This window comes from Paenibacillus sp. FSL W8-0919 (assembly GCF_038003785.1).
Classification (GTDB): Bacteria; Bacillota; Bacilli; order Paenibacillales; family Paenibacillaceae; genus Paenibacillus_AQ; species Paenibacillus_AQ lactis.
This window is the reverse complement of the sequence record NZ_JBBOPV010000001.1, coordinates 949,522-973,569: the sequence shown is the minus strand read 5'-3', so window position 1 is coordinate 973,569 and position 24,048 is coordinate 949,522. Positions and strand designations below refer to the sequence as shown.

The window sequence follows — 24,048 nt, the reverse complement described above, 5'->3', positions numbered from 1 at the left end:
CTTTATCCCGTTGTCTTGATCGGCTTAACGGCCGGTCTTGAATATATTAATTTTACAAATATGGAGGGAACTACTCATGGTTAAAGTAGGTATTAACGGTTTTGGACGTATTGGACGCAACGTGTTCCGTGCTGCGCTGAACAACAGCGAAGTAGAAATCGTTGCAATCAACGATTTGACGGACGTAAGCACGCTGGCTCACCTTTTGAAATATGACACGACTCACGGAAGACTGAATGCAACCGTTGAAGCTAAAGAAGGCGCACTGGTTGTAAACGGCCGTGAGATCAAAGTATTTGCTGAGCGCAACCCTGAAGCATTGCCTTGGGCTGAGTACGGCGTAGAAATCGTTGTTGAGTCCACGGGTATCTTTACAGCGAAAGAGAAAGCTTCCGCTCACCTCAAAGGCGGCGCTAAGAAAGTTATTATCTCCGCTCCAGCTACGGACGAGGATATCACTATCGTTATGGGCGTTAACGAAGAGAAATACGATGCTGCTAACCACACCATCATTTCCAACGCTTCTTGCACAACCAACTGCTTGGCTCCATTCGCTAAAGTTCTCGACGAGAAGTTCGGCATCGTGAAAGGTATGATGACTACCGTTCACTCCTACACGAACGACCAGCAAGTGCTTGACCTTCCGCACAAAGACCTGCGTCGTGCTCGTGCAGCTGCTGAGAACATCATTCCTTCCACAACAGGTGCTGCTAAAGCGGTTAGCCTGGTTCTGCCGCAATTGAAAGGCAAGCTGAACGGTATGGCAATGCGCGTACCTACGAAGAACGTTTCCGTAACGGACCTCGTTGTTGAGCTGTCCAAGAACGTTACGCAAGAAGAAGTTAACGCAGCGCTGAAAGCAGCTGCTGAGGGTCCATTGAAAGGCATCCTGAACTACTCCGACGAGCCGCTCGTATCGAGCGACTACAATGGCGATCCTGCTTCTTCCACGATCGACGCGCTCTCCACAATGGTTGTTGGCGACAACATGGTTAAAGTTGTTTCCTGGTATGACAACGAGTGGGGCTATTCCAACCGTGTCGTTGACCTCGCTGCTTACATCGCAAGCAAAGGTCTGTAATTGATCCAGCCAACCAATCGAAGAGGAGTTCCGTTTACGGGCCTCCTCTTTGGTTCATGGTTTTAACCTGTTTTCATGCCAGAGTACTGGGAAGTAGCGAGAGAAGCCGGCTCTGGCGGGCGATTAGAGAGAGAAACGAGAGCAGCGGCATGCTGCCCGGCGAGGGAGAACATTTTGTTAGGAGGAACGTGGAGATGAACAAGAAAAGTGTACGTGACGTAGAAGTAAGCGGCAAACGGGTGTTTGTCCGCGTCGATTTCAATGTACCGCTCGAAGATGGTAAAATTACAGACGACACTCGGATTCGCGAAACTTTGCCGACGATTCAATATTTGGTGGAGCGGGGCGCCAAGGTCATCCTGGCGAGCCATTTGGGCCGTCCGAAAGGCGAGGTTGTCGAATCGCTGCGTCTGAATCCTGCGAGCGAGCGTCTGTCCGAGCTGCTGGGCAAGCCGGTAGCAAAAGCGGACGAAGCTGTAGGGGAAGCGGTAAAAGCGCAGGTCGAAAAGCTGCAAAACGGCGACGTGCTGGTGCTTGAAAATGTTCGTTTTTATCCAGGTGAAGAGAAGAATGATCCGGAGCTGGCGAAGCAGTTCGCAGAGCTTGCCGATCTGTTCGTGAACGACGCGTTTGGCGCAGCACACCGTGCGCATGCATCTACTGAAGGTATTGCTCATCATCTTCCAGCCGTATCCGGCCTCTTGATGGAGAAGGAGCTGTCCGTTCTCGGCAAAGCCCTCTCGAATCCGGATCGTCCGTTCACGGCGATTATCGGCGGCTCGAAGGTTAAGGACAAAATCGATGTCATCGACAACCTGCTGAACATTGCCGACAACGTGATCATCGGCGGTGGATTGACGTATACCTTCCTCAAGGCGCAAGGGCATGAAATCGGCCAATCTCTGCTTGATAAAGAGAAGCTGGATGCCGCGCTCGGATTCATCGAGAAAGCGAAGCAGCTCGGCAAGAATTTCTACCTGCCTGAAGATATCGTCGTTACCGACGAATTCAGCGCAAATGCCAACACCAAGATTGTCAATATCGATGGTATTCCGGCTGATTGGGAAGGCATTGACATCGGACCGAAGACTCGTGCCAAATATGCTGAAGTCATTAAAAACTCCAAGCTGGTTGTATGGAACGGACCTATGGGCGTATTCGAAATCGAACCATTCAGCCATGGTACCCGTGCAGTGGCACAGGCATGTGCAGAAACGGAAGCCTACACGGTGATCGGCGGCGGGGATTCCGCAGCAGCTGCTGAGAAATTCGGACTCGCTGACAAGATGGACCATATTTCCACCGGCGGCGGTGCGTCTCTTGAGTTCATGGAAGGCAAAGCACTTCCTGGTGTTGTGGCACTGAACGATAAATAAAGATATAGATCAATGATTTTGGATAGCTAATGTGGAAGAAGCTTGAACCCCGGCTCACCGGGGGGAATAAAGGAGTGAACTGTGTGAGAACACCTATCATAGCTGGCAACTGGAAAATGTTTAAGACGGTTCCGGAAGCAAAGGCTTTTTTCGAAGAGATTAAAGGCAAAGCGGAAGTAGAAGGCGTGGAAAGCGTGATCTGCGCACCGTTTACGAATCTTCCGGCTTTGGTGGAAGCAGCCAAAGGAACGAACATCAAGATCGGCGCGCAAAACCTCCATTTTGAAGATAACGGCGCATTTACAGGTGAAATCAGCGGTCTGATGCTGAAGGACCTGGGCGTTGATTATGTCATTATCGGACATTCCGAGCGCCGCCAATACTTTGCAGAAACCGATGAGATCGTGAACAAGAAGGTTCATGCGGCATTCCGTCACGGCTTGCTGCCGATCGTATGCGTAGGCGAGAAGCTGGAAGAGCGTGAAGCCGGCCAGACGAAAGATGTGTGCAAGGTGCAGACCGAAGCCGCATTTGCAGGTCTCCCTGCAGACCAAGCGGTTCATGTTGTCATTGCTTACGAGCCAATCTGGGCTATCGGGACAGGCAAATCTTCCACGGCTGAGGATGCTAACGAAGTGATCGCCTATATCCGCGAGCTGGTGAAGGGCTTGTACGGTGAAAGTGTTGCAGCTCAAGTACGGATTCAGTACGGCGGCAGCGTGAAGCCTGAAAATGTAGCGGAGTATATGGGACAAAGCGACATCGACGGCGCGCTCGTCGGCGGTGCAAGTCTTCAGCCGGCTTCCTACATCGCACTCGTTGAGGGGGCGAAGTAAGATGACAGCTCCAAGACCAGTAGCCCTGATCATCATGGACGGTTTCGGGCTTCGCAACACCGAAGTAGGCAATGCAGTCGCTCAAGCGAACAAGCCGAATTATGACCGGTACTTGAAGCAGTATCCGAACACAACGCTTACCGCTTGCGGCGAAGCGGTCGGTTTGCCGGAAGGCCAGATGGGGAACTCTGAGGTAGGCCACCTGAACATCGGCGCAGGCCGGATCGTGTATCAGGACCTGACCCGGATCTCGAAGTCGATTCGTGAAGGCGAGTTCTTCGAGAACGATACGCTGGTCGAGGCGGTTCGCGCGGCAAAAAACAGCGGCAAGAAGCTTCATCTGTACGGGCTTGTGTCGGATGGCGGGGTACATAGCCACATCGAGCATATGTTTGCGATGCTGGACCTTGCCAAAAAGGAAGGCATGCAGGACGTTTACATCCATGGCTTCATGGACGGACGGGATGTAGCGCCTGACAGCGGCAAGCAGTTCGTGAAGGATCTCATTGCCAAGATCCAGGAAGTGGGCGTTGGACAGATTGCAACATTGTCCGGACGCTATTACGCGATGGACCGCGACAAGCGTTGGGATCGCGTGGAGAAGGCTTACCGCGCCATGGTATACGGAGAAGGACCAAAGTACACCGATCCGCTCAAAGCGATTACCGAATCGTATGAGAAATCCGTATATGACGAATTCGTCGAGCCTACGGTTATCGTTGATGACCAAGGCCAGCCGATAAGCCTTGTGGAAAGCGGCGATTCGGTCGTCTTCCTGAACTTCCGCCCTGACCGCGCGATTCAATTGTCCCAGGTGTTCACGAATAAGGATTTCCGCGGATTCGACCGCGGTCCGGGATTCCCGCAGAACCTGCATTTCGTGTGCTTGACCCTGTTCAGCGAGACGGTGGAGGGCTTCGTTGCCTACAAGCCGAAGGATCTGGACAACACGCTTGGCGAAGTGCTGGTGCAGCATAACAAGAAGCAGCTGCGCATTGCGGAAACCGAGAAATATCCGCATGTGACGTTCTTCTTCAGCGGCGGACGCGATGTGGAGCTTCCAGGCGAAACGCGCATCCTCATCAACTCGCCGAAGGTAGCAACCTATGACCTCAAGCCGGAAATGAGCGCTTACGAGGTCGCAGATGCGTGCGTGAAGGAAATCGAAGCCGAGAAGCATGATGCGATTATCCTGAACTTCGCGAACCCGGACATGGTTGGCCACTCGGGCATGCTCGAGCCAACCAAGAAGGCGGTTGAAGTGACGGATGAGTGCGTCGGCAAAGTGGTTGAGGCCGTTCTGGCTAAAGGCGGGGTCGCCATCATTACGGCTGACCACGGCAATGCGGACATGGTATTCGACGAGAATGGACGCCCATTCACGGCTCATACCACCAACCCGGTACCGTTCATCGTTACCGATGAGAACGTGACGCTGCGCGAAGGCGGCATTCTGGCCGATATTGCTCCGACGATCCTCGACCTGATGGATCTGCCGAAGCCGGCTGAAATGACCGGAACTTCCATGATTGCGGCGCGTAAATAAAGACGGACAAAATCTTTACCATAAACGATACCAAAGAAAAAGGAGACTATACCCATGACTATTATTTCTGACGTATATGCTCGCGAAGTCCTTGACTCCCGCGGCAACCCGACTGTAGAGGTTGAAGTATACCTGGAATCCGGCGCGATCGGACGCGCGATCGTTCCATCCGGCGCTTCCACTGGCGTTCACGAGGCGGTTGAGCTTCGCGACGACGACAAATCCCGTTACCTGGGCAAAGGCGTTCTGAAAGCTGTTGAGAACGTGAACGAAATCATCGCCCCTGAAGTAATCGGTATGGACGCGCTTGACCAGCTCGGTATCGACAAGCTGATGATCGCTTTGGACGGAACGCCTAACAAAGGCAAGCTCGGCGCAAACGCGATCCTGGCTGTATCCATGGCTGTAGCACGCGCTGCTGCTGACGCATTGGATCTCCCGCTGTACGTATACCTCGGCGGATTCAACGCCAAACAGCTTCCAGTACCAATGATGAACATCGTGAACGGCGGTGCACATGCCGACAACAACGTAGACGTTCAAGAGTTCATGGTACTGCCTGTGGGCGCACCTAGCTTCAAAGAAGCGCTTCGCATGGGCGCTGAAATCTTCCACAACCTGAAGTCCGTTCTGAAAGGCAAAGGCCTGAACACGGCAGTTGGCGACGAAGGCGGTTTTGCTCCAAACTTCACGTCCAACGAAGATGCACTGTCCTCCATCATCGAAGCGATCGAAAAAGCCGGCTACACGCCAGGCAAAGACGTATTCCTGGGTATGGACGTTGCTTCCACGGAATTCTTCAAGGACGGCAAATACGTTCTGGAAGGCGAAGGCAAATCCTTCACGCCTGCGGAATTCGTTGACCTGCTCGCTTCTTGGGTAGACAAATACCCAATCATCACCATCGAAGACGGATGCTCCGAGGACGATTGGGAAGGTTGGAAGCTGCTCACTGAGAAGCTGGGCAACAAAATTCAGCTGGTTGGTGACGACCTGTTCGTTACGAACACTGAGCGTCTGGAGAGAGGTATCAAGGAAGGCATCGGTAACTCCATCCTGATCAAGGTTAACCAAATCGGTACATTGACTGAAACATTCGATGCAATCGAAATGGCAAAACGCGCAGGCTACACCGCTGTTGTCTCCCACCGTTCCGGTGAGTCCGAGGACAGCACGATCGCTGACATCGCTGTTGCTACCAACGCAGGTCAGATCAAGACGGGTGCACCTTCCCGTACGGACCGCGTAGCGAAATACAACCAATTGCTTCGCATCGAAGACCAATTGGGCGAGCTTGCTCAATACAACGGCTTGAAGTCGTTCTATAACTTGAAGCAACAATAATTTAGGGTAAAGCCCGGCTCCTGCTGTTGCGGGGGCTGGGCTTTTTAATTTGCGCTTTTTTTGGAAGTGGGAGGAGGGCTTTGCTGCACCCGTTAGCGAGCCGTGGGGCGGTGCGTATATCGGCTTCGGTCGCTGTTAAAATTGGGAAGCTAGAATGGAATAGGTAGAGGATGCTTCCCGATTTTAAAGGCGAACGCGCTGCTCCTCCGCCGATATACGCACCTGTGGCAGGGGAAGAAGTGTGCAGCAAAGCCCTTGTGGGTGTCCCATGGAAGCGCAAAGGAAAAGCCCGGCTTGGCTGCAAAGGCAGGAGCCGGGCTTTTTATGGAGGAGGGGGGCTGTGGCTGCACTCCTTAGCGAGCCGTGGGGCGGTGCGTATATCGACTCCGGTCGCTGTTAAAATCGGGAAGCTAGAATGGAATAGGTAGAGGATGCTTCCCGATTTTAAAGGCGAACGCGTTGCTCCTCCGCCGATATACGCACCTGTGGCAGGGAAGGAAGCGTGCAGCCAGCCACGTGGGTGACCTGGAAGCGCAAAGGCAAAACCCGGCTTGGCTGCAAAGGCAGGAGCCGGGCTTTTTATGGAGGAGGGGGGCTGTGGCTGCACTCGTTAGCGAGCCGTGGAGCGGTGCGTATATCGGCTTCGGTCGCTGTTAAAATCGGGAAGCTGGAATGGAATAGGTAGAGGATGCTTCCCGATTTTAAAGGCGAGCGCGTTGCTCCTCCGCCGATATACGCACCTGTGGCAGGGGAGGATGCGTGCAGCCCAGCCACGTGGGTGTCCCATGGAAGCGCAAAAGCAAAGCCCGGGTCAGCTGCAAAGGCAGGAGCCGGGCTTTTTTGAGGTGAAGGGTGGGGCAGGCTGCACATTTGTTAGCGAGCCGTGGGGCGGTGCGTAAATCGTCTCCGGTCGCTGTTAAAATCGGGAAGCTAGAATGGAATAGTAGAGGATGCTTCCCGATTTTAAAGGCGAACGCGCTGCTCCTCCGCCGATATACGCACCTGTGGCAGGGGAAGAAGTGTGCAGCAAAGCCCTTGTGGGTGTCCCATGGAAGCGCAAAAGCAAAGCCCGGGTCAGCTGCAAAGGCAGGAGCCGGGCTTTTTATGGAGGAGGGGGGCTGTGGCTGCACTCCTTAGCGAGCCGTGGGGCGGTGCGTAAATCGGCTTCGGTCGCTGTTAAAATCGGGAAACTGGGAATGATCAAGTTGAGGGAAGTTTCCCGATTTTAAAGGCGAGCGCGTTGCTCCTCCGCCGATATTCGCACCTGTGGCAGGGAAGGAAGCGTGCAGCCAGCCACGTGGGTGACCTGGAAGCGCAAAGGCAAAACCCGGCTTGGCTGCAAAGGCAGGAGCCGGGCTTCTTGGGGTGAGGGCGTTGGCTGAAGGCTGTACATGGGGATGGTGCCGTGGGGCGGTGCGTATATCGTCTCAGGTCGTCATAAGTCTGACTTTTCAAGGTTGTTAATTTTTGTATGTAAGTTTTTTACTTCTGCCCTTAATTTTGTGATGTCCTCTTTAATTTCAGATCGGTTAACCGCAAGTTTTACGATTCGATATAGGACTAATAAAACAACAAAGATTATGACTAGATTGGCGATCAGGCCTCCAAAACCAAATGCCGAACCCATAACGACACCCCCTTATCATGGGATTTTATTAAACTATTTACAATTATACCATTACACGCGCTCTTCGTTCGACCGTATGGTGAAAACAATCGATTGCTTTGCACCAGGATCCTGCTGTTGCGGGGGCTGGGCTTTTTATTTTGCGCTTTTTTCGGGAGTGAAGGGAGGGGCTGTGGCTGCACACCTGTTAGCGTGCCGTGGGGCGGTGCGTATATCGGATAAGTGAGCAGATTTGAATTCCTCATTCCGCAAACTATGGTAAAATTGGGTATGCGGCATAGTGGAGGTGCATTCATATGGTCATGGGCCCGGAGCCATTGGATCAAGTACAACAGGAAGTTTCAGAAAGAAGGGTCAAGGAGAAGCTTGCAGGTCATCAGCAGCGGGGGTTGCTGAGCGATATGGCGATGACTTTATTAGCGGCTGGTGTATTGATCGTGATCGCCGTTATTTTTGGATTTATCATTCATATTGTCAGGTAGTGATTGGAGTTGCATTGAAATACTGATGGAAAAGAAATTGGGGTTTCATCCAATCGTAGGGGGAACGAAAACGTAATGAGTAAAGTTGTTTCTGGATGGTTGATCGTGTGCCTCTTCAGCCTGATCTCATTCGCATCAGGGGTTGATGCGGCTTCAACCAAGGTTAAGACAAGCGTACATTACTTCCTCGGCCAACAATATGTGCAAATTAGCGGGGAAAACAAAAAAGTGGTCAGTGATATCAATAGGATTCTTAAAGCAGACGCCCAGCTTTTAGCTTGGGCGAATATGGAATACAAAAAGAGCGGTGAACATACCTCTTTTCGTTCCAAAGCCAATACCAAATACAATAAAAACGGAAAGTTATCGATTGTTAATACCATCTACTTAAATTCTGAAGGCGGCCAAACCATCTCAGCCAGTACATTTAATTTTGATCTAAAGACAGGCGAGCGCTTGGAGCTTGATGATGTGATCAAGACTGAAAGTCAAAAGCTCAATCTGATTGAGGCTGTTACATCGCAGCTTGTAAAGAGGGAGTCCAAAGGGGATCCAATCTTCACGGATCATATTGAATTTTACCTTACTCAGTCCAATCACTCATTTTACTATTATGATCAGGGCATCGTCATCCGCTTCAATCCAGGTGAAGTTGGGCCTCGCTCCGAGGGATTTGTGGATGCTAAAGTAGACTATACAACAATTAACAAGAAAAGGAATGGCCCGCCATCGCCTGCTCCAACCATTCCAGGTTATACGTATGTCACAAAGTCCCATATCGAAAATGAATTTACCGGATTTGATTACGGGAATATTTATGAATTAGCAAACGGGCAAACGTGGAAGCAAGTGGGGTATGTATTTTATTATAATCCCTCTTGGCCGGAAGTGATCATTTATCAAAAAGGGTCCAAATATTACTTGAAAGCCGAGTATATAGATGAACTCGTAGAGGTTGAGCTTGTCGGAACAGATTAACTGGATCTCAATATTTTTTAAAAAGCGCTACTACCCACTTCAGCTAATAAAGAAGCCGCCGTCCCTCTCACCGAGGAAACGACGGCTTATTCCATTTACAGCACTTCAAGCGGAATGCGGTCCCGGATGGATTGCCCATGGCTGTTCCTCCACTCGACGACGACATAAACGCCGGAAGGCTGGAATTTGATCATATTCCGTTCGGCAGCCGTAATCGGGCTTTCCACCGAGCCTAGATCCTCCAGATTCTGGAGGAGATTGATCGCCCCGCCTACGGCTGTCTGGCTTCCACTAAGCACGGGAACGGCTTCATTCTCGCTGCCGAGCGTCTCATAAACGGTATAGCTCAGGTAGTCGGAGTGCCTGATTTCGTTAGAGTCCCCCAGATAGACCAGCTTGGCATTGCCGCGCCAAATGGAGTCCTTTGTTCGAATGACGGTATAGTCCTCCACCCGCCAGGCGGCTCCATTCCCTTCTAGTGTATATAATTCCGTATGATCCGCAGTCTTAGTATCTGCAGTTTCGGGATCAGGTATTGCTTTAGACCAGAGGATGCCTAAAGTGATGAGACTAGAGGCAACTAACACCACAAGCGCTCTGATCCATTGCTTCCGGGCCATGCTAAGCAGCTCCTTTCAAAATCACGTAAGCGGGACGGCCCATCATCGCTTCTTCCAGAACAGCTGCAGCGCCACCTTGGCGCACCACAAGGAAAAGACGAAGAACAGCAGTGCCCAGATAATCGCGGGAACCACAGTCATATTGGCCAGATTGCTTGCGTCTCCTGCTTGCGATGGCTGGCTCAGCGCCCGTATGGCCAAGGTCAACGGCCCCATGACGGACTCCTCCAGCACGAGAAAGGCCAGGAGCAGGTAATAGAAGTTGCGGATTTTCGGTCCCAGCATGTAGAAGATAAGATTGACGATGATGAAAATAATGAGCCACCACAGCCCGTACCCCTTGTGTACGAAGAAAATAATCATAATAACCGCCAGCGCGGTAATGGTCATTAAGCCTTCGCCCTGCCGTTTGCGGGCATATCCCAGGAACATGAGAATGGCGAATACGGAGGCCGATACATACCCTGCCAACGAGACAACGACAGGACTCCAGCCCCCCGAGGACAGCATGGAATACGTGACGCCGCTGTGATCCGGGTTCAGCTCAATGCTGAGCACTCGGCCGGACATGAGGAGGGTCATGAGTGCGTGTCCCAGTTCGTGAATCATCGTATCGAGGATGCGGAACCAGGAAGAGAAGGGGATCAGCCGGGTCAGAATGGCCGCCCCTACCAGAAATAATAGTGCCTTGATCCATTTATTCATCAGGAAGTCCTTTCCGGCTTCAGTCTTTGATCTGGAGCATCGTTCGCTTTCATCCCTTATAATATAGATGAGTTTCATATGAAAATCCATTAGACTAGCCACGCAAAATGGTATAATTGAAGTCATGACGGAGGTTCATGACCGATGAAAAATGAGAAGCCGGATTTCAATAATAACAAAAACAATCACATAGAGCACATAAGACATACCACACTGGTCAATGATCAGGGGATTCGTTTTGCTGAAATCGAGTTCGGCGGGGAGGAGCGGGACATGCCGCTTGCCACCCGGACCGGGGAGGGGCTGAATCCGGATCAAGAGCAGGATCGGCAAACGGAGGCACCTCAAGCACCGGTGGGGAGAAGCTCGTTGGTTGTAAAGCCGCAGGAGCCTCCCGATCTGAATTTGGACGACAGCTTCCGTTATGTGACCAAGGAGCAGCAATTTGCGCTGAAAGCACGGGAGCTGGCCTGGCATACGGAGGAGGCGGCTCCATTCGCTCCGTTCAAAACGTACTGGCCGACGTACGAGCAGATGAGGCCTGAACAGTTTCGCTGGTATTTTTACTGGCGGGAGGAGGTAAGGTCCGGCCGGTACCCTGATACGGATGTATCCTATTTGTTCCTGTACTTTTACGAGCTGATTCACGGCGTAGGCTGGAGCGACCCGCGGCAAGGGTACGATTTGATGCTGCAAGCATGGAACGCTTACCGAGAGCGTTATGCCAAGCTCGATATGTACTTGCGGGAATGGCTATATGATTTTATGATCGTGCATCACCTGGATATGCCGATTCCCGAGACGTATGATCGCCTGCCGCGGGCCATCTCGCCGGAATTGAAGGAGCGGGAGTACATGCGGCGTTTCTCCCTTCAGCCTGCCGAGCTGACCTGGGAGCTGTTGTGCGGCCTGCTGGATTATGACGCCGAGAAGAGCCGTTTCTATCAGGAATCCGGACGCAAGGACATGCAGCGGTATGCCCCGAAGGTTGTGGCGCTGGTCGACAGCTATCTGGCCAAAAAGACGGGGCAGCGCTTCATCGACCGCTTCCAACCCCGGCCAAGACAGGTCAAGCGATATCTGTTTCGCAGCGCGGTGTATGACCATGGTCTGCATGGGCGAACGGTTGTCCTGACAATCCTCTCCTTAAGCGAGTATGCCCCATTGCGGGCTTACATGACCGGGTTGATCCGGCTGACGGAGAACAAGCTGAGGGAGCTTAGGGGCTTCAAGGGACGGCTTCGCGGGACGGAGGCCATCGGACCGGATGTGGCGCAGCTGGTTGAACGTTATTTGACCAAAGAAATAGAGCAGCAGCTTGAAGCCGAGCGGAAGAAGAGCATCCCGGAGGTGCAGATCGATACAAGGAAGCTGCAGCGCCTGCAGCGGGAGTCGGACGAGGTCCGCGACATGCTGCTTGTCGAGGGGGCCGGATCGGAGGAGGCCTTGGATGAGAAGTCTTCATTAGTCCATGCAGATTCAGATCAGTCCCCGAAAGCCGTCTCATCTGGAAAGCGCAAACCGAAGAGTGTGGATGTCGTTCAGGCCGTGATGGATTTTGATGCGGGGCTCCCTAGCGAAGATTCTTCCGGAATGGAACCGCGGATCGAAGGGACGGCTAACGCAACGACCGTAAAAGCGGCTAAACCAACGACCGTCGAAGCGGCAAACGTACCGACTGGACAAACTACGGGGGGATCTTCTGCGGAAACCGCTGAGCAAATCTATAAACAGGCTGCTGAACAATCTATCGCGCTTACTACTGTAGAAACTACCCTGGATACTAACATAAAAACTATCGAAGAACCAATCGAAGAACCTTTCGAAGAAACTACCAAAGAAGCTACCAAAGAAGCTACCGAAAAAAACGCTGAAGTAACGCTTGGCGCTAAAGAAATCCCTCATATTGAACGGGGATCGGAGGCTGAAGCGAGTAAAGTAGAGGAAGCATCCCATTCACACGGACAGGCATGGCAATGGGATGTTGAGGATGACGATTGGCAGCAGCTTGCGGAGCGTCTGACGCCCGTGCATATGGAGATTCTGCACGTCTTGAAGGCGGGACCGAATTCGGCTGCGCTGCAGCCCATTGCAGAGCGCGCAGGCTCGATGCCTGCCCTGCTGCTGGATGAGATTAACGAGGCTGCAATGGATACCATTGGCGATCTGCTGATTGACGGAGAATCCATTGCGGAAGAATATGTCGACAAGATGGATGCTTTGAAGAGGATATAAAAGCAAGGGCGGTACAACCGGCCCCTAATGCTTTTGAAAGAAGGTGAATATCGATCATGAACGAGTTGAAAATCCCGAAGCGGCTCACCACTGCCCTTGTGAACTCCATGACGGCAGGCGTCGTGCCGCGCGTTGGGCTTGAATATATTGCCGTCGGGCGTAAACCGGAGGTGGAGTCGATCCTGCGGGATATGGACAATATCGCCGAAGGGGGGGCGGCTTTCCGCCTTATCACGGGACGTTACGGCAGCGGCAAGAGCTTCCTCCTCCAGATGATACGAAACTATGCCATGGACCGCGATTTCGTCGTGGCGGACGCGGATTTGTCGCCGGAGCGCCGGCTCGTAGGCACGAAGGGGCAGGGGCTGGCGACGTACCGGGAGCTCATGACCCATCTGTCAACGAAGACGCGGCCTGACGGCGGAGCGCTGGAGGCTATTCTGCAGAAGTGGATTGCGGCGATTCAGCAGCGGATCATGGTTGAGGCGGGCCTTCGGCCGGATGATCCCGCCCTGAACGAACGCGTGGAGCTGGACATTTTCGCGGTGACGAATGAGATGCAGAATCTGGTGCACGGGTTTGATTTTGCAAAGGTGCTGGCTGCTTATTGGAACGGCTATAAGCTTGGCGACGATGACCGGAAAGCGGCGGCGCTGCGATGGCTGCGCGGGGAAGTGCCGACCAAGACGGAAGCCCGCAAGGAGCTCGGCGTAGGGGTCATCATCGACGATGACAACTGGTACGACTATATGAAGCTGTGGTCCGAATTCACGGCTGCGATTGGATACAAGGGACTGCTGCTGTTCATTGACGAAGGGGTTAACCTGTACAAAATCACGAACAGCATCTCCCGTCAGAGCAACTACGAGAAGCTGCTCACCATGTTCAACGACACGATGCAGGGCAAAGCCCAGCACCTGGGGATCTACATGGGCGGCACGCCCCAGTTCGTCGAAGACGAGCGCCGGGGGCTGTTTAGCTATGACGCCCTCCGTTCCCGTCTGATCGATGGACGTTACGGCAGTAGCACGCTTCGGACGTATACGTCTCCCATTCTGAAGCTGGACATGCTCTCGTACGAAGAAATTCTCATCCTTCTGCAGAAATTGAGGGATATCCATGCGCTGCACTTCAAGTATGAGCCCCAGCTGAAGGACGAGCAGCTGGTGGCGTTTATGCAGGCTGCCGTGAACCGGCAGGGCGCGGAAGAACTGCTGACGACCCGGGAGGTTGTGCGGGATTTCATGGACCTGCTGCACACGCTGCATCAGCATCCGGAAGCCAGCTTCGAGCAGCTTATGGGCGAGCGTGCGGAGGCCCAGCCAATCGGCAAAGGAGCGGATGAGCCGGGGGACGACATGGATGATCTGCTGGCGGAGTTTGAGCTATGAGCGCAGCGAATCCTTTTTCCCGGTTGGCGCCATTCATTCAGGAATTTATCTACAAAAAAAGATGGGATACCCTTCGCGAGGCACAGGTTGAAGCCTGCCGCGTCCTGTTCGATACGCCGAACCATTTGCTGATTGCATCCGGTACGGCCTCGGGGAAGACGGAGGCGGCGTTCTTTCCGGCCCTGACGGAGCTGTATAACAGGCCATCAAGCTCCGTAGGCATTTTATATATCGGGCCGCTTAAGGCGCTGATCAACGACCAGTTCGAGCGCATCAGCGATCTGCTGAAGGAGGGCCAGGTTCCGGTATGGCACTGGCACGGCGACGTGTCCCAGGCAGAGAAGACGAAGCTGATGCGGAAGCCTTCCGGCGTGCTTCAGATTACCCCCGAGTCGCTTGAGGGGCTGCTGATGAACCGGCCGAATGCGATACCGGCCTTGTTTCAGGATCTCCGGTACGTCATTATCGACGAGGTCCATGCGTTCATGGGAGCTGATCGCGGCATTCAGGTGCTGAGCCAGCTCACCCGCATCGAGCGGATGGCTTCGTGCGAGCCTCGCCGGATCGGCCTGTCGGCTACGCTGAGCGATTATGAGACCGCGGCCGGGTGGCTGGGTGCGGGAACCCAGCATGCGGTCGAAGTCATTGCTCCGCAAGGCGGGCGGAAGCTGCGGCTGTCGGTGGAGCACTTCTCCTTTCCGGATGCGCGGGACGAGAAGCAGGCCGAGCAGCTGGAACTCGCGCGAAAAGCCTACTATGATTTCGTGTACGATCACACGCATATGAAAAAAGCGCTCGTCTTCACAAACAGCCGCTCGGACGCAGAGCTTACGACGCTGGAGCTGCGGCGAATCGCCGCGAAGCGGCAGCAGCCGGACGTCTTCCATGTCCATCATGGAAGCATCTCCGCTATGCTGCGCGAGGAAGCGGAGGCCGCGCTGCGGTCGGGGCCGGGGCCGGCGGTGGCCGCGGCAACCCTGACCCTGGAGCTCGGCATCGACCTCGGCGAGCTGGAGCGGGTCATCCAGCTCGGTGCGCCGTACAGCTGCTCCAGCTTCGTGCAGCGGCTCGGCCGTTCCGGCCGCAGGGGAGACCAGGCCTCCGAGATGATGTTTCTTTGCCCGGAGGACGAGGATGAAGAGGCGTTGCTGCCGGCGCGCATGCCCTGGATGCTGCTGCGGGCGATCGCCGTCATCGAGCTGTACATCCGGGAGAAATGGGTTGAGCCGCTCACCTTGCGGAAGAAGCCGGTGGGCGTGCTGTACCATCAGACGATGAGCACGCTGAAGAGCATGGGAGAAGCCGAGCCGCAGGATCTGGCGCGGGCTGTGCTTACGCTCCCGGCATTTCGCGGCATCGAGCCGGAGGAGTATAAGGAGTTCCTGCAGTATTTGCTGCAGACCGATCATATCCAGCGCACAGAGGAAGGCAGCCTCATCATCGGTCTTGGCGGGGAGAAGATCGTAAATAACTACCGCTTCTATGCGGTATTTAAGGACGATGAGGAGCATGTCGTCTACAACGGATCCGAGGAGATCGGATCGATTACGACCGTGCCGCCTCCGGGCTACTGCTTCTCGCTGGCCGGCAAGCTGTGGAAGGTAGAGGAAGTGGACACCAAGCACAAAGCATTGTACGTGAAGGCTGCCAAAGGCAAGGTCGATACGCTATGGCTGGGCGCCGGCGGCGATGTCCATACCCGGGTCGTACAGAAGATGCGGGAAGTGCTGGCGGACAGCACCATCTACCCGTATCTCGCGCCCGGTGCCGTGAACCGCCTGGAGCGGGCGCGCCGGCTTGCCCGGGAGAGCGGGCTTCTGAAGCAGGTCGTTATCCCGGCGGGCGGGGATTCGCTGTTTATACTGCCTTGGGCGGGCAGCAAGCAGTTCCGCACGCTCGAGCGGCTGCTTAAGCATAATCTGTCCGAGCCGCTCTCCTTGCGCTCGATCGTGCCGATGGAGCCCTATTACATGATCGTTGCCGGCAAGGCGGATGCCGGGACGCTGCTGGAGGAGATCCGCCGCGAGCTGGCGGAATGCAGCGACGCCAGTTCGCTGCTGGACCCGGACGAGGCGCCTTACCTCGGCAAATACGACGAGTTTGTGCCGCCTAAGCTCGTCCGCACGGCGTTTGCCGCCGACGGGCTGGATGTGCAGGGCCTGGCTGAGTTGTTGCGGTCGTGATAAGCGCCTTGCGGGGGTTTTAGCCAGCGTTCATAAGCGCAAACATAGTCGCGAAGTAAACATGCAATCGAAAACAGCCATGGAAGAACGGGACATGCCCGACTCCATGGCTGATTTTTTATTCTTCACTTTTTGATAGCACATAGGATTTCAGGTCATTAAAACGTTTCTCGTTTTCTCGGATCCACTTCGTTTCATCGCTGAATCGGCCGGGACTCGTCGCAGGATTTCAGCTTAGGATCTATAACTAGAGAGATAAATTATTCCAGCTTTGTCGATCTGTGTTACAATATTCTTAGGTAGAAAATACAATACTTTGAATTTCTGTGAACTAGAGGTGAAAACAGCTGTGAAAAATAGAAACAAAACAGGTATTGTAGTGGCCCTAATTTATTGTTTTGTCCTTTATGCGATTTTAATTGATGCACCCCCTGGTGAGGCTCCGGTTAATCCGCCATGGGCACCCGCCATGATTCCGCTTGGAGCTGTTATTATTACATCTCTTTTTGATTACGTGATCAAGTTCGATTTCTTCGAAAAAAAGAAAAAGTGAATGGATAAAATGCCAAAATTAAAAATTGCGAAGACTTTTAATGGCTGGAGTTCTGCTCTACATTTCTGCTCTACATTTAATTGAATTCCAGCCTTTGACTGAAAACCTGCAGACTTCTCTTCGAATTAAAATGATCCCTTCGTTTATTTTCTTAATTTAAAGAGTCGTCTGAATCGGCTTAATCATCGCTTGTGAATCTAGGTTATCCCCAAAAATGAGCCTTGGTGATGTCATTCACCAAAGGCTTCTGTTCCTTTTGGAACCGTACTGCCCTCCCTCAAAAGGTTCTTCCATCACTCGCACGCAGATGGGATCACCCGATCCACTTCCGTCGTCTTCCATCGGCTTCCATCGGCCCCGAGGATTGGTGCTAATGACAAGCCTCGCATAAAAATCCGCCTACCCGAAAAAATAAGCATTGTGCTCAACGCCATCGTATGGTAACTTATGTACATAAAAACGTTTTTATTGCAAAGGAAGATCAGTGAATGGGCAAGGTAACCATCAAAGATGTCGCAAGAGAGGCCGGCGTATCGATTTCGACGGTATCGAACGCGCTCAATGACGTGGACGTGCTGAATCCCGAGACCAAGTCGCATGTGTTGAAGGTGGCGGAACGGCTCAACTACGTGCCGAACCTGAACGGCAAGCTGCTGAAATCGGGCAAGACGAAGATGCTTGGCTTCTTCACCACCAGCGTATCGGGGCCCTATTTCTATACGCTCGTGGAATCCATGTCCCGCGAGTGCGACCGTCTCGGCTACGGGCTGAACGTGTTCGTGACGAAGGACAAGCAGGTCATTATGAGCAACATTTTGGGCGGGCGCGTAGACGGCGTCATCATTTTCGAAGAGCTGAGAATTGATGATAAAGACATTGCCGTCATGGAGAAGGACAAGATCAAGGCGGTATTCCTCGATCGAGTCGTTCAGAACGAGACGATGGGGAGCATTATTTTCGATTCATATGAAGCTGGATATGAGGCGACGAAATACTTGATCAGTCTCGGACACCGCAATATTGCTTACATATCGGGCGTGGACACCATGTTCGACAGCGTCCAGCGGAAGGAAGGCTATCTCGCGGCCTTACGCGAAGTGCAGTTTCCGATCGATGAGGACTTGATCCTCCAGGGTTATTTCGAGGAGGAAGGCTCCTATAACGCCGTAAAATCGTTCATCCACATGCATCCAGGCAAGGTGCCGGACGCGTTCCTGGCAGGGAACGACCTCAGCGCCATCGGCTGCATCCGGGCACTGAAATCGCTCGGCTACGAGGTTCCGAAGGATATCAGCGTCGTCGGCTTTGACGATATCGATATCGCACAGTATTTTACGCCGCCGTTATCGACGGTGCGCAACCAGATTGCGCGTCAAGGCATCCTGGTCGTTGACCATCTGGTGCGTATGATCCAGAAGAAGGAGCAGGGCAAGGTGCAGAAGCTGGCGGGAGAACTGATCGTCCGCGGCTCCAGTCAAGTGAAGGTCCGATCGGAATGAGCCGGAGCCAGTAGACTAGGCAGAAGGCATCATTTCGGATCTGTTTTTTTAAATTCATCCAAGCATAGGGGGTTTTTATTACCAAAAATAAAAACGTTTTTATTGAATGATGAATGATTGCGTTCTTATGGATGGGTAACAAGGTGTAGTGCAATCGAGGGGTCTGGAAACAACCATGTTATTAAAGGAGGAGGCGAACGAGGTGGCAAAGACAGCCGAGGCTCCGTCCGCGACGCCCGCAGGAACGGGAGCCGTGCTTCCATCCGGCAAAAAGCCGATGGGGCGGAGAGTGAAGGAGTTTGTCGTGGATTTCGGACGGCAATGGGAGCTGCAGTCCATGATTCTTCCGGGCGTCGTGTTCATGTTTATTTTCTGCTACATTCCGATTTACGGTCTGACGATCGCATTCAAGAGCTACACGGTCATCGACACGATCGATTCCGCGCCGTGGGTCGGCTTGGACAATTTCAAAATCATCATGTCGGACAAGTACTTCTGGGATTCCGTCGTAAACACGCTGGGCATCAGCTTTCTGAAATTAGCGATCGGGTTCGTCATTCCGATTATTCTTGCCATCATGATTTACGAGGTCAGCTTCGGGCGGTTCAAGAAATTTGTGCAGACGGTGTCGTACCTGCCGCACTTCCTGTCCTGGATCGTGCTCGGCGGGATGCTCATTACCTGGTTCTCGACGACGGGCTTGTTCAACCAGCTGCTGCTCAGCCTGGGTCTGATCTCGCAGCCGCAGAACATTATGCTGGATCCGAACAAGTATTGGTGGATCGCCACCTTGTCCGACATCTGGAAGGAAGCGGGCTGGGGGACGATTCTGTATCTGGCGATTATGGCCAAGATCGATCCGACCTATTACGAAGCCGCGAAAATCGATGGCGCCAGCCGTCTCAGACAAATCTGGAATATTACCATTCCGAACATGAAAATGATCATCAGCTTGAATTTGATCCTAACTGTAAGCGGTTTATTGGGCTCGAACCTGGATCAGACGCTGGTGCTTATGAACTCGCAAAACCGGGAAAAGGCGGAGGTTATCAACTCTTACGTATACCGGATGGGGATGACGCAGGGTGACTTCTCCTACGCAACGGCCGTGGGCCTTGGCGTCTCGATCGTTTCGGTCATTCTGCTCGTGACCGCCAACAAAGTCACCAGCAAATTAAACGACAACCAGTCGGTTCTGTAACGGTTATTTAGCCCAAAATGCCCGCTGCATCCAAGGCGCCGAATCGGACGCTAAGGGTTAAGTGCGGGCGGTAGAAGTGTAACGGGAGGGAGGCTTTACCTTGAATTCGAAAGCAGCGAAAGGGGACTGGGATAGCCGGATCTTCGATGCCGTCAATATCGCATTGCTGGTAGTGTTTACGCTTATTATCGTGGTTCCGCTTTGGAATGTTCTGGTCTCTTCCTTCAGCTCGGGCAGAGCTCTGGCGGAGGGCGGGTTTATTTTCTGGCCGACCGAATTTTCCCTTGAAAATTACCAGGCCGTATTCCGGGATGACGGCATCTGGCAGGCCTTCTTCATCTCGGTCGCCAAAACCTTGATCGGGGTCATCACCCACGTGTTTTTCTGTGCGATGGTGGGCTACGGCCTCAGCAAGCGGTACGTGCGCGGCCGCAAATTTTATGTCACGATGGGCGTCATCACGATGTTTTTCTCGGGCGGGATGATTCCGACGTACCTGCTCATCAAGGACCTGGGCATGCTGAACAGCTTCTGGGTGTATATTATTCCGGCGCTGCTCAGCTTCTACGATGTCATTATTCTGATGAATTTCTTCCGCAACGTGCCGGATTCGCTGGAGGAGTCCGCGAAGATTGACGGCGGCGGGGATTGGCGGATCTTCCTGAGCATCTTCATTCCGCTGTCCATGCCGGCAATGGCGACCATTGCGCTGTTCAACGGCGTCGGACAATGGAACGACTTTATGACGACCAAGCTCTATATCACGGATCAGTCGCTGTACCCATTGCAAATGATGCTCTACGAAATTATTGTGCAGTCGCAGACGCAATCGATGCAGAACGCCGGCTCGGTCGTGATCGAGACGACAACGAAGGGCGTTCAGCTTGCCACGATCGTTGTTACTACGCTGCCGATTGTTGCGATCTATCCAATACTTCAAAGGTACTTTATTTCCGGAATGATGCTGGGAGCGGTGAAAGAATAAGAAAGCAGCAGTAGGTTCGGGTCTGAAAGAAAGCGCTTTTATTAAAAGGGAGGGTTACTGGATGTTGAAGATGGATAAATCAAAGGGCAAAACAAGATTCGCATGGGCTTCGCTCATGCTGGCGATTATGCTGGTGGTTGCCGGCTGCGGCTCGGGCGGCGACTCCGGCTCCAAGAAGGAAAACTGGATCTCAATCGAGGACCGGTACACCCCGGATCCGGAAACGCCGGCGTGGAAGCTCGATAAGAAGGAAGAGGCGACGGAGCTGACCTGGTATGTGAACGCTGATTGGTGGAACACCGATTTCGGCAAGGACGTCGTCACGAAGAAAATCAAGGAAGACCTTAATATCAACATCAAGTTCATCACGGGGGACGATACGAAGCTGAATACGTTCTTTGCCGGCGGCGATATGCCGGATTTGATCACGACCTTCGACTCCAACTCGCCGGTAGTGCAGAAGGCTGCGACTTGGGCATTGCCGCTCAATGATCTGGCCGAGAAGTACGACCCTCACTTCAACAAGGTGGCAGCGCAGGATACGCTGAACTGGTTCCAGCTGAAGGACGGCAAAACCTACGGCTATCCGAACTACTCCAACACCCAGGCGGATTATGACAGCGGTAACATTCCGGCGAAGACGGCGTTCATCATCCGCAAGGACGTGTATGAGGCGCTGGGCAAGCCGAGCATGGGAACGCCGGATGAGTTCCGCGCGGTATTGGCTGACATCAAGCAAAAATTCCCGCAGCTGATTCCATTCGGATTCAACTCGATCGGCGAGGGAACCGGGTCGCTGGGCGACGTGCTGCAGGACTTCATCGGCGTGCCGTTGGAGGACGAGAACGGCGGGTTCTACAACCGCAATCTGGACGAGGACTACCTGACGTGGGTGAAGACGCTGAACACCGTTTATCGTGACGGCGCAATCAGCGACGACAGCTTTGCGGACGACGGGACGGCTTTTGAAGAGAAGGTGAAAGCGGGCAAATACGCGACGATTCTGCTCGACGGAACCCCGCAGCAGGGCGGCAATCTCCAAAGCTTCGCCAGCGCTAACCCGGGCAAGGAATACATCGCGATTGACGGGCCGCAAAGCACGGCGGGACATGCTCCGACCTTGAACCAATCCGGCATCACCGGCTGGATGATCAGCTTCATTACGAAGAGCAACGCCGATCCGGCCAAATCGATTCAGCTGTTCACGTACCTGCTGAGCGAAGAGGGCCAAATGCTGATGAACTACGGAATCGAAGGCGAAACCTATCAGGTCAACGCCGACGGCACCGTAGCATTCCTACCGGCCGTGAAGGAGCTGCAATTGAACAATCCGGACACCTTCAAGAAGGATTATCGTATGGGTGAATTCATGTTCTTCGGCCATGACCGCCATAAGGCGCTAAGCCAGGACGCCTTCCCGGATGCGATCAAGCAGATGCAGGAATGGGGCCGGGGCAAGCTGGTGCCGCACTTTATTCTGGAGAATATCAATCCGGATCAAGGGACCCCGGAGGCTCGCGCATTGAGCGCCATTAATACGAAGTGGAACACGACGCTCGTCAGCATGATCCGTGCCAAGGACGATGGGCAATTCGAGAGCATTTTGAATGAATACAAATCGTTCCTTGAGGCCAACAGCTGGGACAAAATCGTGGACATCCGCAACGAGAAGATGAAAGCGAATAAGGAGAAGCTTGGTCTTTAAATAGACGAAGGTCCATGCAGGGGCTGCGGAGATTTTTCCAAGAAGGGGAGAGCTTCAGCAGACAAGCCCCTGGCATGGGCCGATCCGATGGATAGGAAACTTAGCGAACCTGGAGGGAAACAGCATGCTAAACATCACCATTTATGAGTCGAGAGGGGAAGACGAGCTATTCGTCCCGAAATCGAAGGAACAGCTATCTCCGGTACCACCGGACGAGGAGCATAGCACGATTACCATTAACGATGAGCTTACCTATCAGGAGATGGACGGATTCGGGGCATCGTTTACGGATTCGGCCGCGTATTTGATCCATCAAGTGCTGGAGCCGGAGCAGCGTTCGGTGCTGATGAGGAGGCTGTTCGATGCGGAGGAAGGAATCGGCTTGTCGGTGCTTCGCAATCCGATGGGCGCTTCCGACTATGCCCGCGATTTCTACAGCTATGACGATATGCCGGACGGTGAAACGGATGAGGAGCTTAAGCGGTTCTCGATCGCGCATGATGAGGAGGACATCATCCCCTTGGTGCAGGAGGCGCTGCGGCTGAATCCGGATGTTAAGCTGATGGGCTCGCCTTGGAGTCCTCCCGGCTGGATGAAGACGAGCGGCTCGATGATCGGCGGGGAATTGAAGCCGGCATATTACGGGGTGTATGCAGATTATTTCGTGCGGTACATCCAGGCTTATGCGAAGCATGGCCTGCCGATTTATGCCGTAACCCCGCAGAACGAGGCATTGTATTCGCCCGTGCACTATCCGGGCATGATCATGCTGCCGGAAGCGCAGAGCGATTTTATTAAAAACCATCTCAAGCCGAAATTCGTGCAGCACGGCATCAACACGAAAATACTGTGTTATGACCACAACTGGGACAAGCCGGAGTATCCAAAGGCAGTGCTCGAGCAGGCGAATGACGAGGTGGATGGCGTCGCGTGGCATTGGTATGGAGGGCGGCCATCGGCGCAGACCGAGGTGTTTGAAGCTTTTCCTGGCAAAGAGGTCCATTTCACGGAGGGATCGGGCGGGGAGTGGATTCCGCCGTTCGAACCGGCTTTCTCTAATGTGATGCGGACGGGCATCGATATTCTCCGGAATTACAGCAAGTCGTTCGTGCTATGGAATATGGCGCTCGATGAGAAGAACGGGCCTACGGTACCGGGATTCGGCAAGAGCACCTGCCGCGGTATCGTCAAGATCGATCAAGGAAGCAAGGAGCTGACCTATACGCTGGATTACTACGCGCTCGCCCACTTCAGCAAATGCATTCGTCCCAAAGCGGTCCGAATCGCGTCCGAATCCAGCCATGCGCCGGTATCCAACGTTGCATTCAAAAATACGGACGGCTCGGTGGCCGCCGTGATGTTCAACGACGGGGAGCAGGCTGCCAATGTATCGCTTGCGCTGAAGGGTATAGAGGCGTTAAGCTTCCGCATGGAAGCCAAGAGTGCCGTAACGGTACGGATTGAAGCATAACTGAATATGATAGAGGCACCCCCTGGCATGGAAGACGGTCGGGGGGGGGTGTTCGCTGTTCATTTTGTGCCGATGGGAAATCTTCTTACCGCTAGCGCATCCTGATCGGATCCCGTTTAATAGTCCGGCTCCCGGCAAGGCCCTTGCCCTGTGATCCCATAAAAAGTTGGTTATTTGAACGGGAACGTTTAGAATAATGAGCATAGGGTTAACCAAAGAACTTATAGGTG

General features: G+C 53.4%; 20 protein-coding genes. 17 read left to right on the top strand and 3 right to left on the bottom strand.

Annotated features, from left to right (window positions below):
* The first annotated feature begins 76 nt into the window (after positions 1-76).
* The 6 genes from gap to NST44_RS04040 all read left to right on the top strand — a co-directional run bounded on the left by gap (position 77) and on the right by NST44_RS04040 (position 6,868).
* Positions 77-1,081 carry a type I glyceraldehyde-3-phosphate dehydrogenase gene (gap, locus tag NST44_RS04065; protein WP_007133015.1) on the top strand — a complete coding sequence of 335 codons (1,005 nt, stop codon included), beginning with the start codon at positions 77-79 and terminating at the stop codon, positions 1,079-1,081.
* 194 nt (positions 1,082-1,275) lie between these two features.
* On the top strand, positions 1,276-2,457 hold the full coding sequence (locus NST44_RS04060) for a phosphoglycerate kinase (RefSeq protein WP_007133016.1): 1,182 nt from the start codon (positions 1,276-1,278) through the stop codon (positions 2,455-2,457).
* Between the two features lie 83 nt (positions 2,458-2,540).
* Entirely contained in the window at positions 2,541-3,293 is a 753-nt protein-coding gene (gene tpiA, locus NST44_RS04055; protein WP_028406079.1) for a triose-phosphate isomerase, read from the top strand.
* 1 nt (position 3,294) lies between these two features.
* Complete coding sequence (gpmI, locus tag NST44_RS04050; RefSeq protein WP_028406078.1) at positions 3,295-4,839, top strand: 2,3-bisphosphoglycerate-independent phosphoglycerate mutase; 1,545 nt, start codon at positions 3,295-3,297, stop codon at positions 4,837-4,839.
* A 54-nt stretch (positions 4,840-4,893) separates the two neighbouring features.
* Positions 4,894-6,183 (top strand): phosphopyruvate hydratase, encoded by a 1,290-nt coding sequence (eno, locus tag NST44_RS04045; RefSeq protein ID WP_007133019.1) that lies wholly within the window; start codon positions 4,894-4,896, stop codon positions 6,181-6,183.
* Between the two features lie 502 nt (positions 6,184-6,685).
* On the top strand, positions 6,686-6,868 hold the full coding sequence (locus NST44_RS04040; protein ID WP_213613381.1) for a hypothetical protein: 183 nt from the start codon (positions 6,686-6,688) through the stop codon (positions 6,866-6,868).
* 750 nt (positions 6,869-7,618) lie between these two features.
* On the opposite strand, the gene NST44_RS04035 is transcribed toward NST44_RS04040, so the two are convergent.
* Positions 7,619-7,810 (bottom strand): hypothetical protein, encoded by a 192-nt coding sequence (locus NST44_RS04035; protein ID WP_028406730.1) that lies wholly within the window; start codon positions 7,808-7,810, stop codon positions 7,619-7,621.
* A gap of 296 nt (positions 7,811-8,106) precedes the next feature.
* On the opposite strand from NST44_RS04035, the gene NST44_RS04030 reads away from it, so the two are divergent.
* Positions 8,107-8,292, top strand: coding sequence for a hypothetical protein (locus NST44_RS04030; RefSeq protein ID WP_213613379.1), 186 nt, complete (start codon positions 8,107-8,109; stop codon positions 8,290-8,292).
* 75 nt (positions 8,293-8,367) lie between these two features.
* The gene (locus NST44_RS04025) at positions 8,368-9,270 is read left to right on the top strand and encodes an RsiV family protein (protein WP_007132956.1); all 903 of its coding nucleotides are present in this window, start codon (positions 8,368-8,370) and stop codon (positions 9,268-9,270) included.
* 95 nt (positions 9,271-9,365) lie between these two features.
* On the opposite strand, the gene NST44_RS04020 is transcribed toward NST44_RS04025, so the two are convergent.
* On the bottom strand, positions 9,366-9,890 hold the full coding sequence (locus NST44_RS04020; RefSeq protein WP_028406733.1) for a hypothetical protein: 525 nt from the start codon (positions 9,888-9,890) through the stop codon (positions 9,366-9,368).
* A 42-nt stretch (positions 9,891-9,932) separates the two neighbouring features.
* A complete protein-coding gene (locus tag NST44_RS04015) occupies positions 9,933-10,595 on the bottom strand; it encodes a M50 family metallopeptidase (protein ID WP_028406734.1) in 663 nt (220 codons plus the stop codon).
* A gap of 144 nt (positions 10,596-10,739) precedes the next feature.
* Between NST44_RS04015 and NST44_RS04010 the strand changes: the two genes are divergently transcribed.
* From NST44_RS04010 to NST44_RS03970, 9 genes are all read left to right on the top strand, one after another.
* The gene (locus NST44_RS04010; protein ID WP_213613375.1) at positions 10,740-12,830 is read left to right on the top strand and encodes a TerB N-terminal domain-containing protein; all 2,091 of its coding nucleotides are present in this window, start codon (positions 10,740-10,742) and stop codon (positions 12,828-12,830) included.
* Positions 12,831-12,886: 56 nt separating this feature from the next.
* The gene (locus NST44_RS04005) at positions 12,887-14,221 is read left to right on the top strand and encodes an ATP-binding protein (RefSeq protein WP_213613373.1); all 1,335 of its coding nucleotides are present in this window, start codon (positions 12,887-12,889) and stop codon (positions 14,219-14,221) included.
* Complete coding sequence (locus NST44_RS04000) at positions 14,218-16,404, top strand: DEAD/DEAH box helicase (RefSeq protein WP_210094341.1); 2,187 nt, start codon at positions 14,218-14,220, stop codon at positions 16,402-16,404. Before NST44_RS04005 ends, NST44_RS04000 begins: the two co-directional genes overlap by 4 nt.
* Positions 16,405-16,753: 349 nt before the next feature.
* The gene (locus NST44_RS03995; protein ID WP_028406738.1) at positions 16,754-16,957 is read left to right on the top strand and encodes a hypothetical protein; all 204 of its coding nucleotides are present in this window, start codon (positions 16,754-16,756) and stop codon (positions 16,955-16,957) included.
* Between the two features lie 488 nt (positions 16,958-17,445).
* The gene (locus tag NST44_RS03990; RefSeq protein WP_007132950.1) at positions 17,446-18,456 is read left to right on the top strand and encodes a LacI family DNA-binding transcriptional regulator; all 1,011 of its coding nucleotides are present in this window, start codon (positions 17,446-17,448) and stop codon (positions 18,454-18,456) included.
* Between the two features lie 202 nt (positions 18,457-18,658).
* Positions 18,659-19,657: an ABC transporter permease gene (locus NST44_RS03985; RefSeq protein ID WP_007132949.1), complete on the top strand. Its 999-nt coding sequence runs from the start codon at positions 18,659-18,661 to the stop codon at positions 19,655-19,657.
* Positions 19,658-19,757: 100 nt separating this feature from the next.
* Positions 19,758-20,642 carry a carbohydrate ABC transporter permease gene (locus NST44_RS03980; RefSeq protein WP_210094340.1) on the top strand — a complete coding sequence of 295 codons (885 nt, stop codon included), beginning with the start codon at positions 19,758-19,760 and terminating at the stop codon, positions 20,640-20,642.
* A gap of 61 nt (positions 20,643-20,703) precedes the next feature.
* On the top strand, positions 20,704-22,347 hold the full coding sequence (locus tag NST44_RS03975) for a sugar ABC transporter substrate-binding protein (protein WP_186332972.1): 1,644 nt from the start codon (positions 20,704-20,706) through the stop codon (positions 22,345-22,347).
* 124 nt (positions 22,348-22,471) lie between these two features.
* On the top strand, positions 22,472-23,818 hold the full coding sequence (locus NST44_RS03970; protein ID WP_340897900.1) for a glycoside hydrolase family 30 protein: 1,347 nt from the start codon (positions 22,472-22,474) through the stop codon (positions 23,816-23,818).
* Positions 23,819-24,048 lie beyond the last annotated feature (230 nt).

Excerpts from the sequence above, each read along its gene's own strand:
- NST44_RS04030 (WP_213613379.1), top strand. The coding sequence starts at position 8,107 with ATGGTCATGGGCCCGGAGCCATTGGATCAAGTACAACAGGAAGTTTCA.
- NST44_RS04005 (WP_213613373.1), top strand. The coding sequence starts at position 12,887 with ATGAACGAGTTGAAAATCCCGAAGCGGCTCACCACTGCCCTTGTGAAC.
- eno (WP_007133019.1), top strand. The coding sequence starts at position 4,894 with ATGACTATTATTTCTGACGTATATGCTCGCGAAGTCCTTGACTCCCGC.
- NST44_RS04035 (WP_028406730.1), bottom strand. The coding sequence starts at position 7,810 with ATGGGTTCGGCATTTGGTTTTGGAGGCCTGATCGCCAATCTAGTCATA.
- NST44_RS04060 (WP_007133016.1), top strand. The coding sequence starts at position 1,276 with ATGAACAAGAAAAGTGTACGTGACGTAGAAGTAAGCGGCAAACGGGTG.
- NST44_RS04000 (WP_210094341.1), top strand. The coding sequence starts at position 14,218 with ATGAGCGCAGCGAATCCTTTTTCCCGGTTGGCGCCATTCATTCAGGAA.
- gpmI (WP_028406078.1), top strand. The coding sequence starts at position 3,295 with ATGACAGCTCCAAGACCAGTAGCCCTGATCATCATGGACGGTTTCGGG.
- NST44_RS04010 (WP_213613375.1), top strand. The coding sequence starts at position 10,740 with ATGAAAAATGAGAAGCCGGATTTCAATAATAACAAAAACAATCACATA.
- NST44_RS04025 (WP_007132956.1), top strand. The coding sequence starts at position 8,368 with ATGAGTAAAGTTGTTTCTGGATGGTTGATCGTGTGCCTCTTCAGCCTG.
- NST44_RS03990 (WP_007132950.1), top strand. The coding sequence starts at position 17,446 with ATGGGCAAGGTAACCATCAAAGATGTCGCAAGAGAGGCCGGCGTATCG.
- NST44_RS03970 (WP_340897900.1), top strand. The coding sequence starts at position 22,472 with ATGCTAAACATCACCATTTATGAGTCGAGAGGGGAAGACGAGCTATTC.
- NST44_RS04020 (WP_028406733.1), bottom strand. The coding sequence starts at position 9,890 with ATGGCCCGGAAGCAATGGATCAGAGCGCTTGTGGTGTTAGTTGCCTCT.
- NST44_RS03975 (WP_186332972.1), top strand. The coding sequence starts at position 20,704 with ATGTTGAAGATGGATAAATCAAAGGGCAAAACAAGATTCGCATGGGCT.
- gap (WP_007133015.1), top strand. The coding sequence starts at position 77 with ATGGTTAAAGTAGGTATTAACGGTTTTGGACGTATTGGACGCAACGTG.
- NST44_RS04015 (WP_028406734.1), bottom strand. The coding sequence starts at position 10,595 with ATGAATAAATGGATCAAGGCACTATTATTTCTGGTAGGGGCGGCCATT.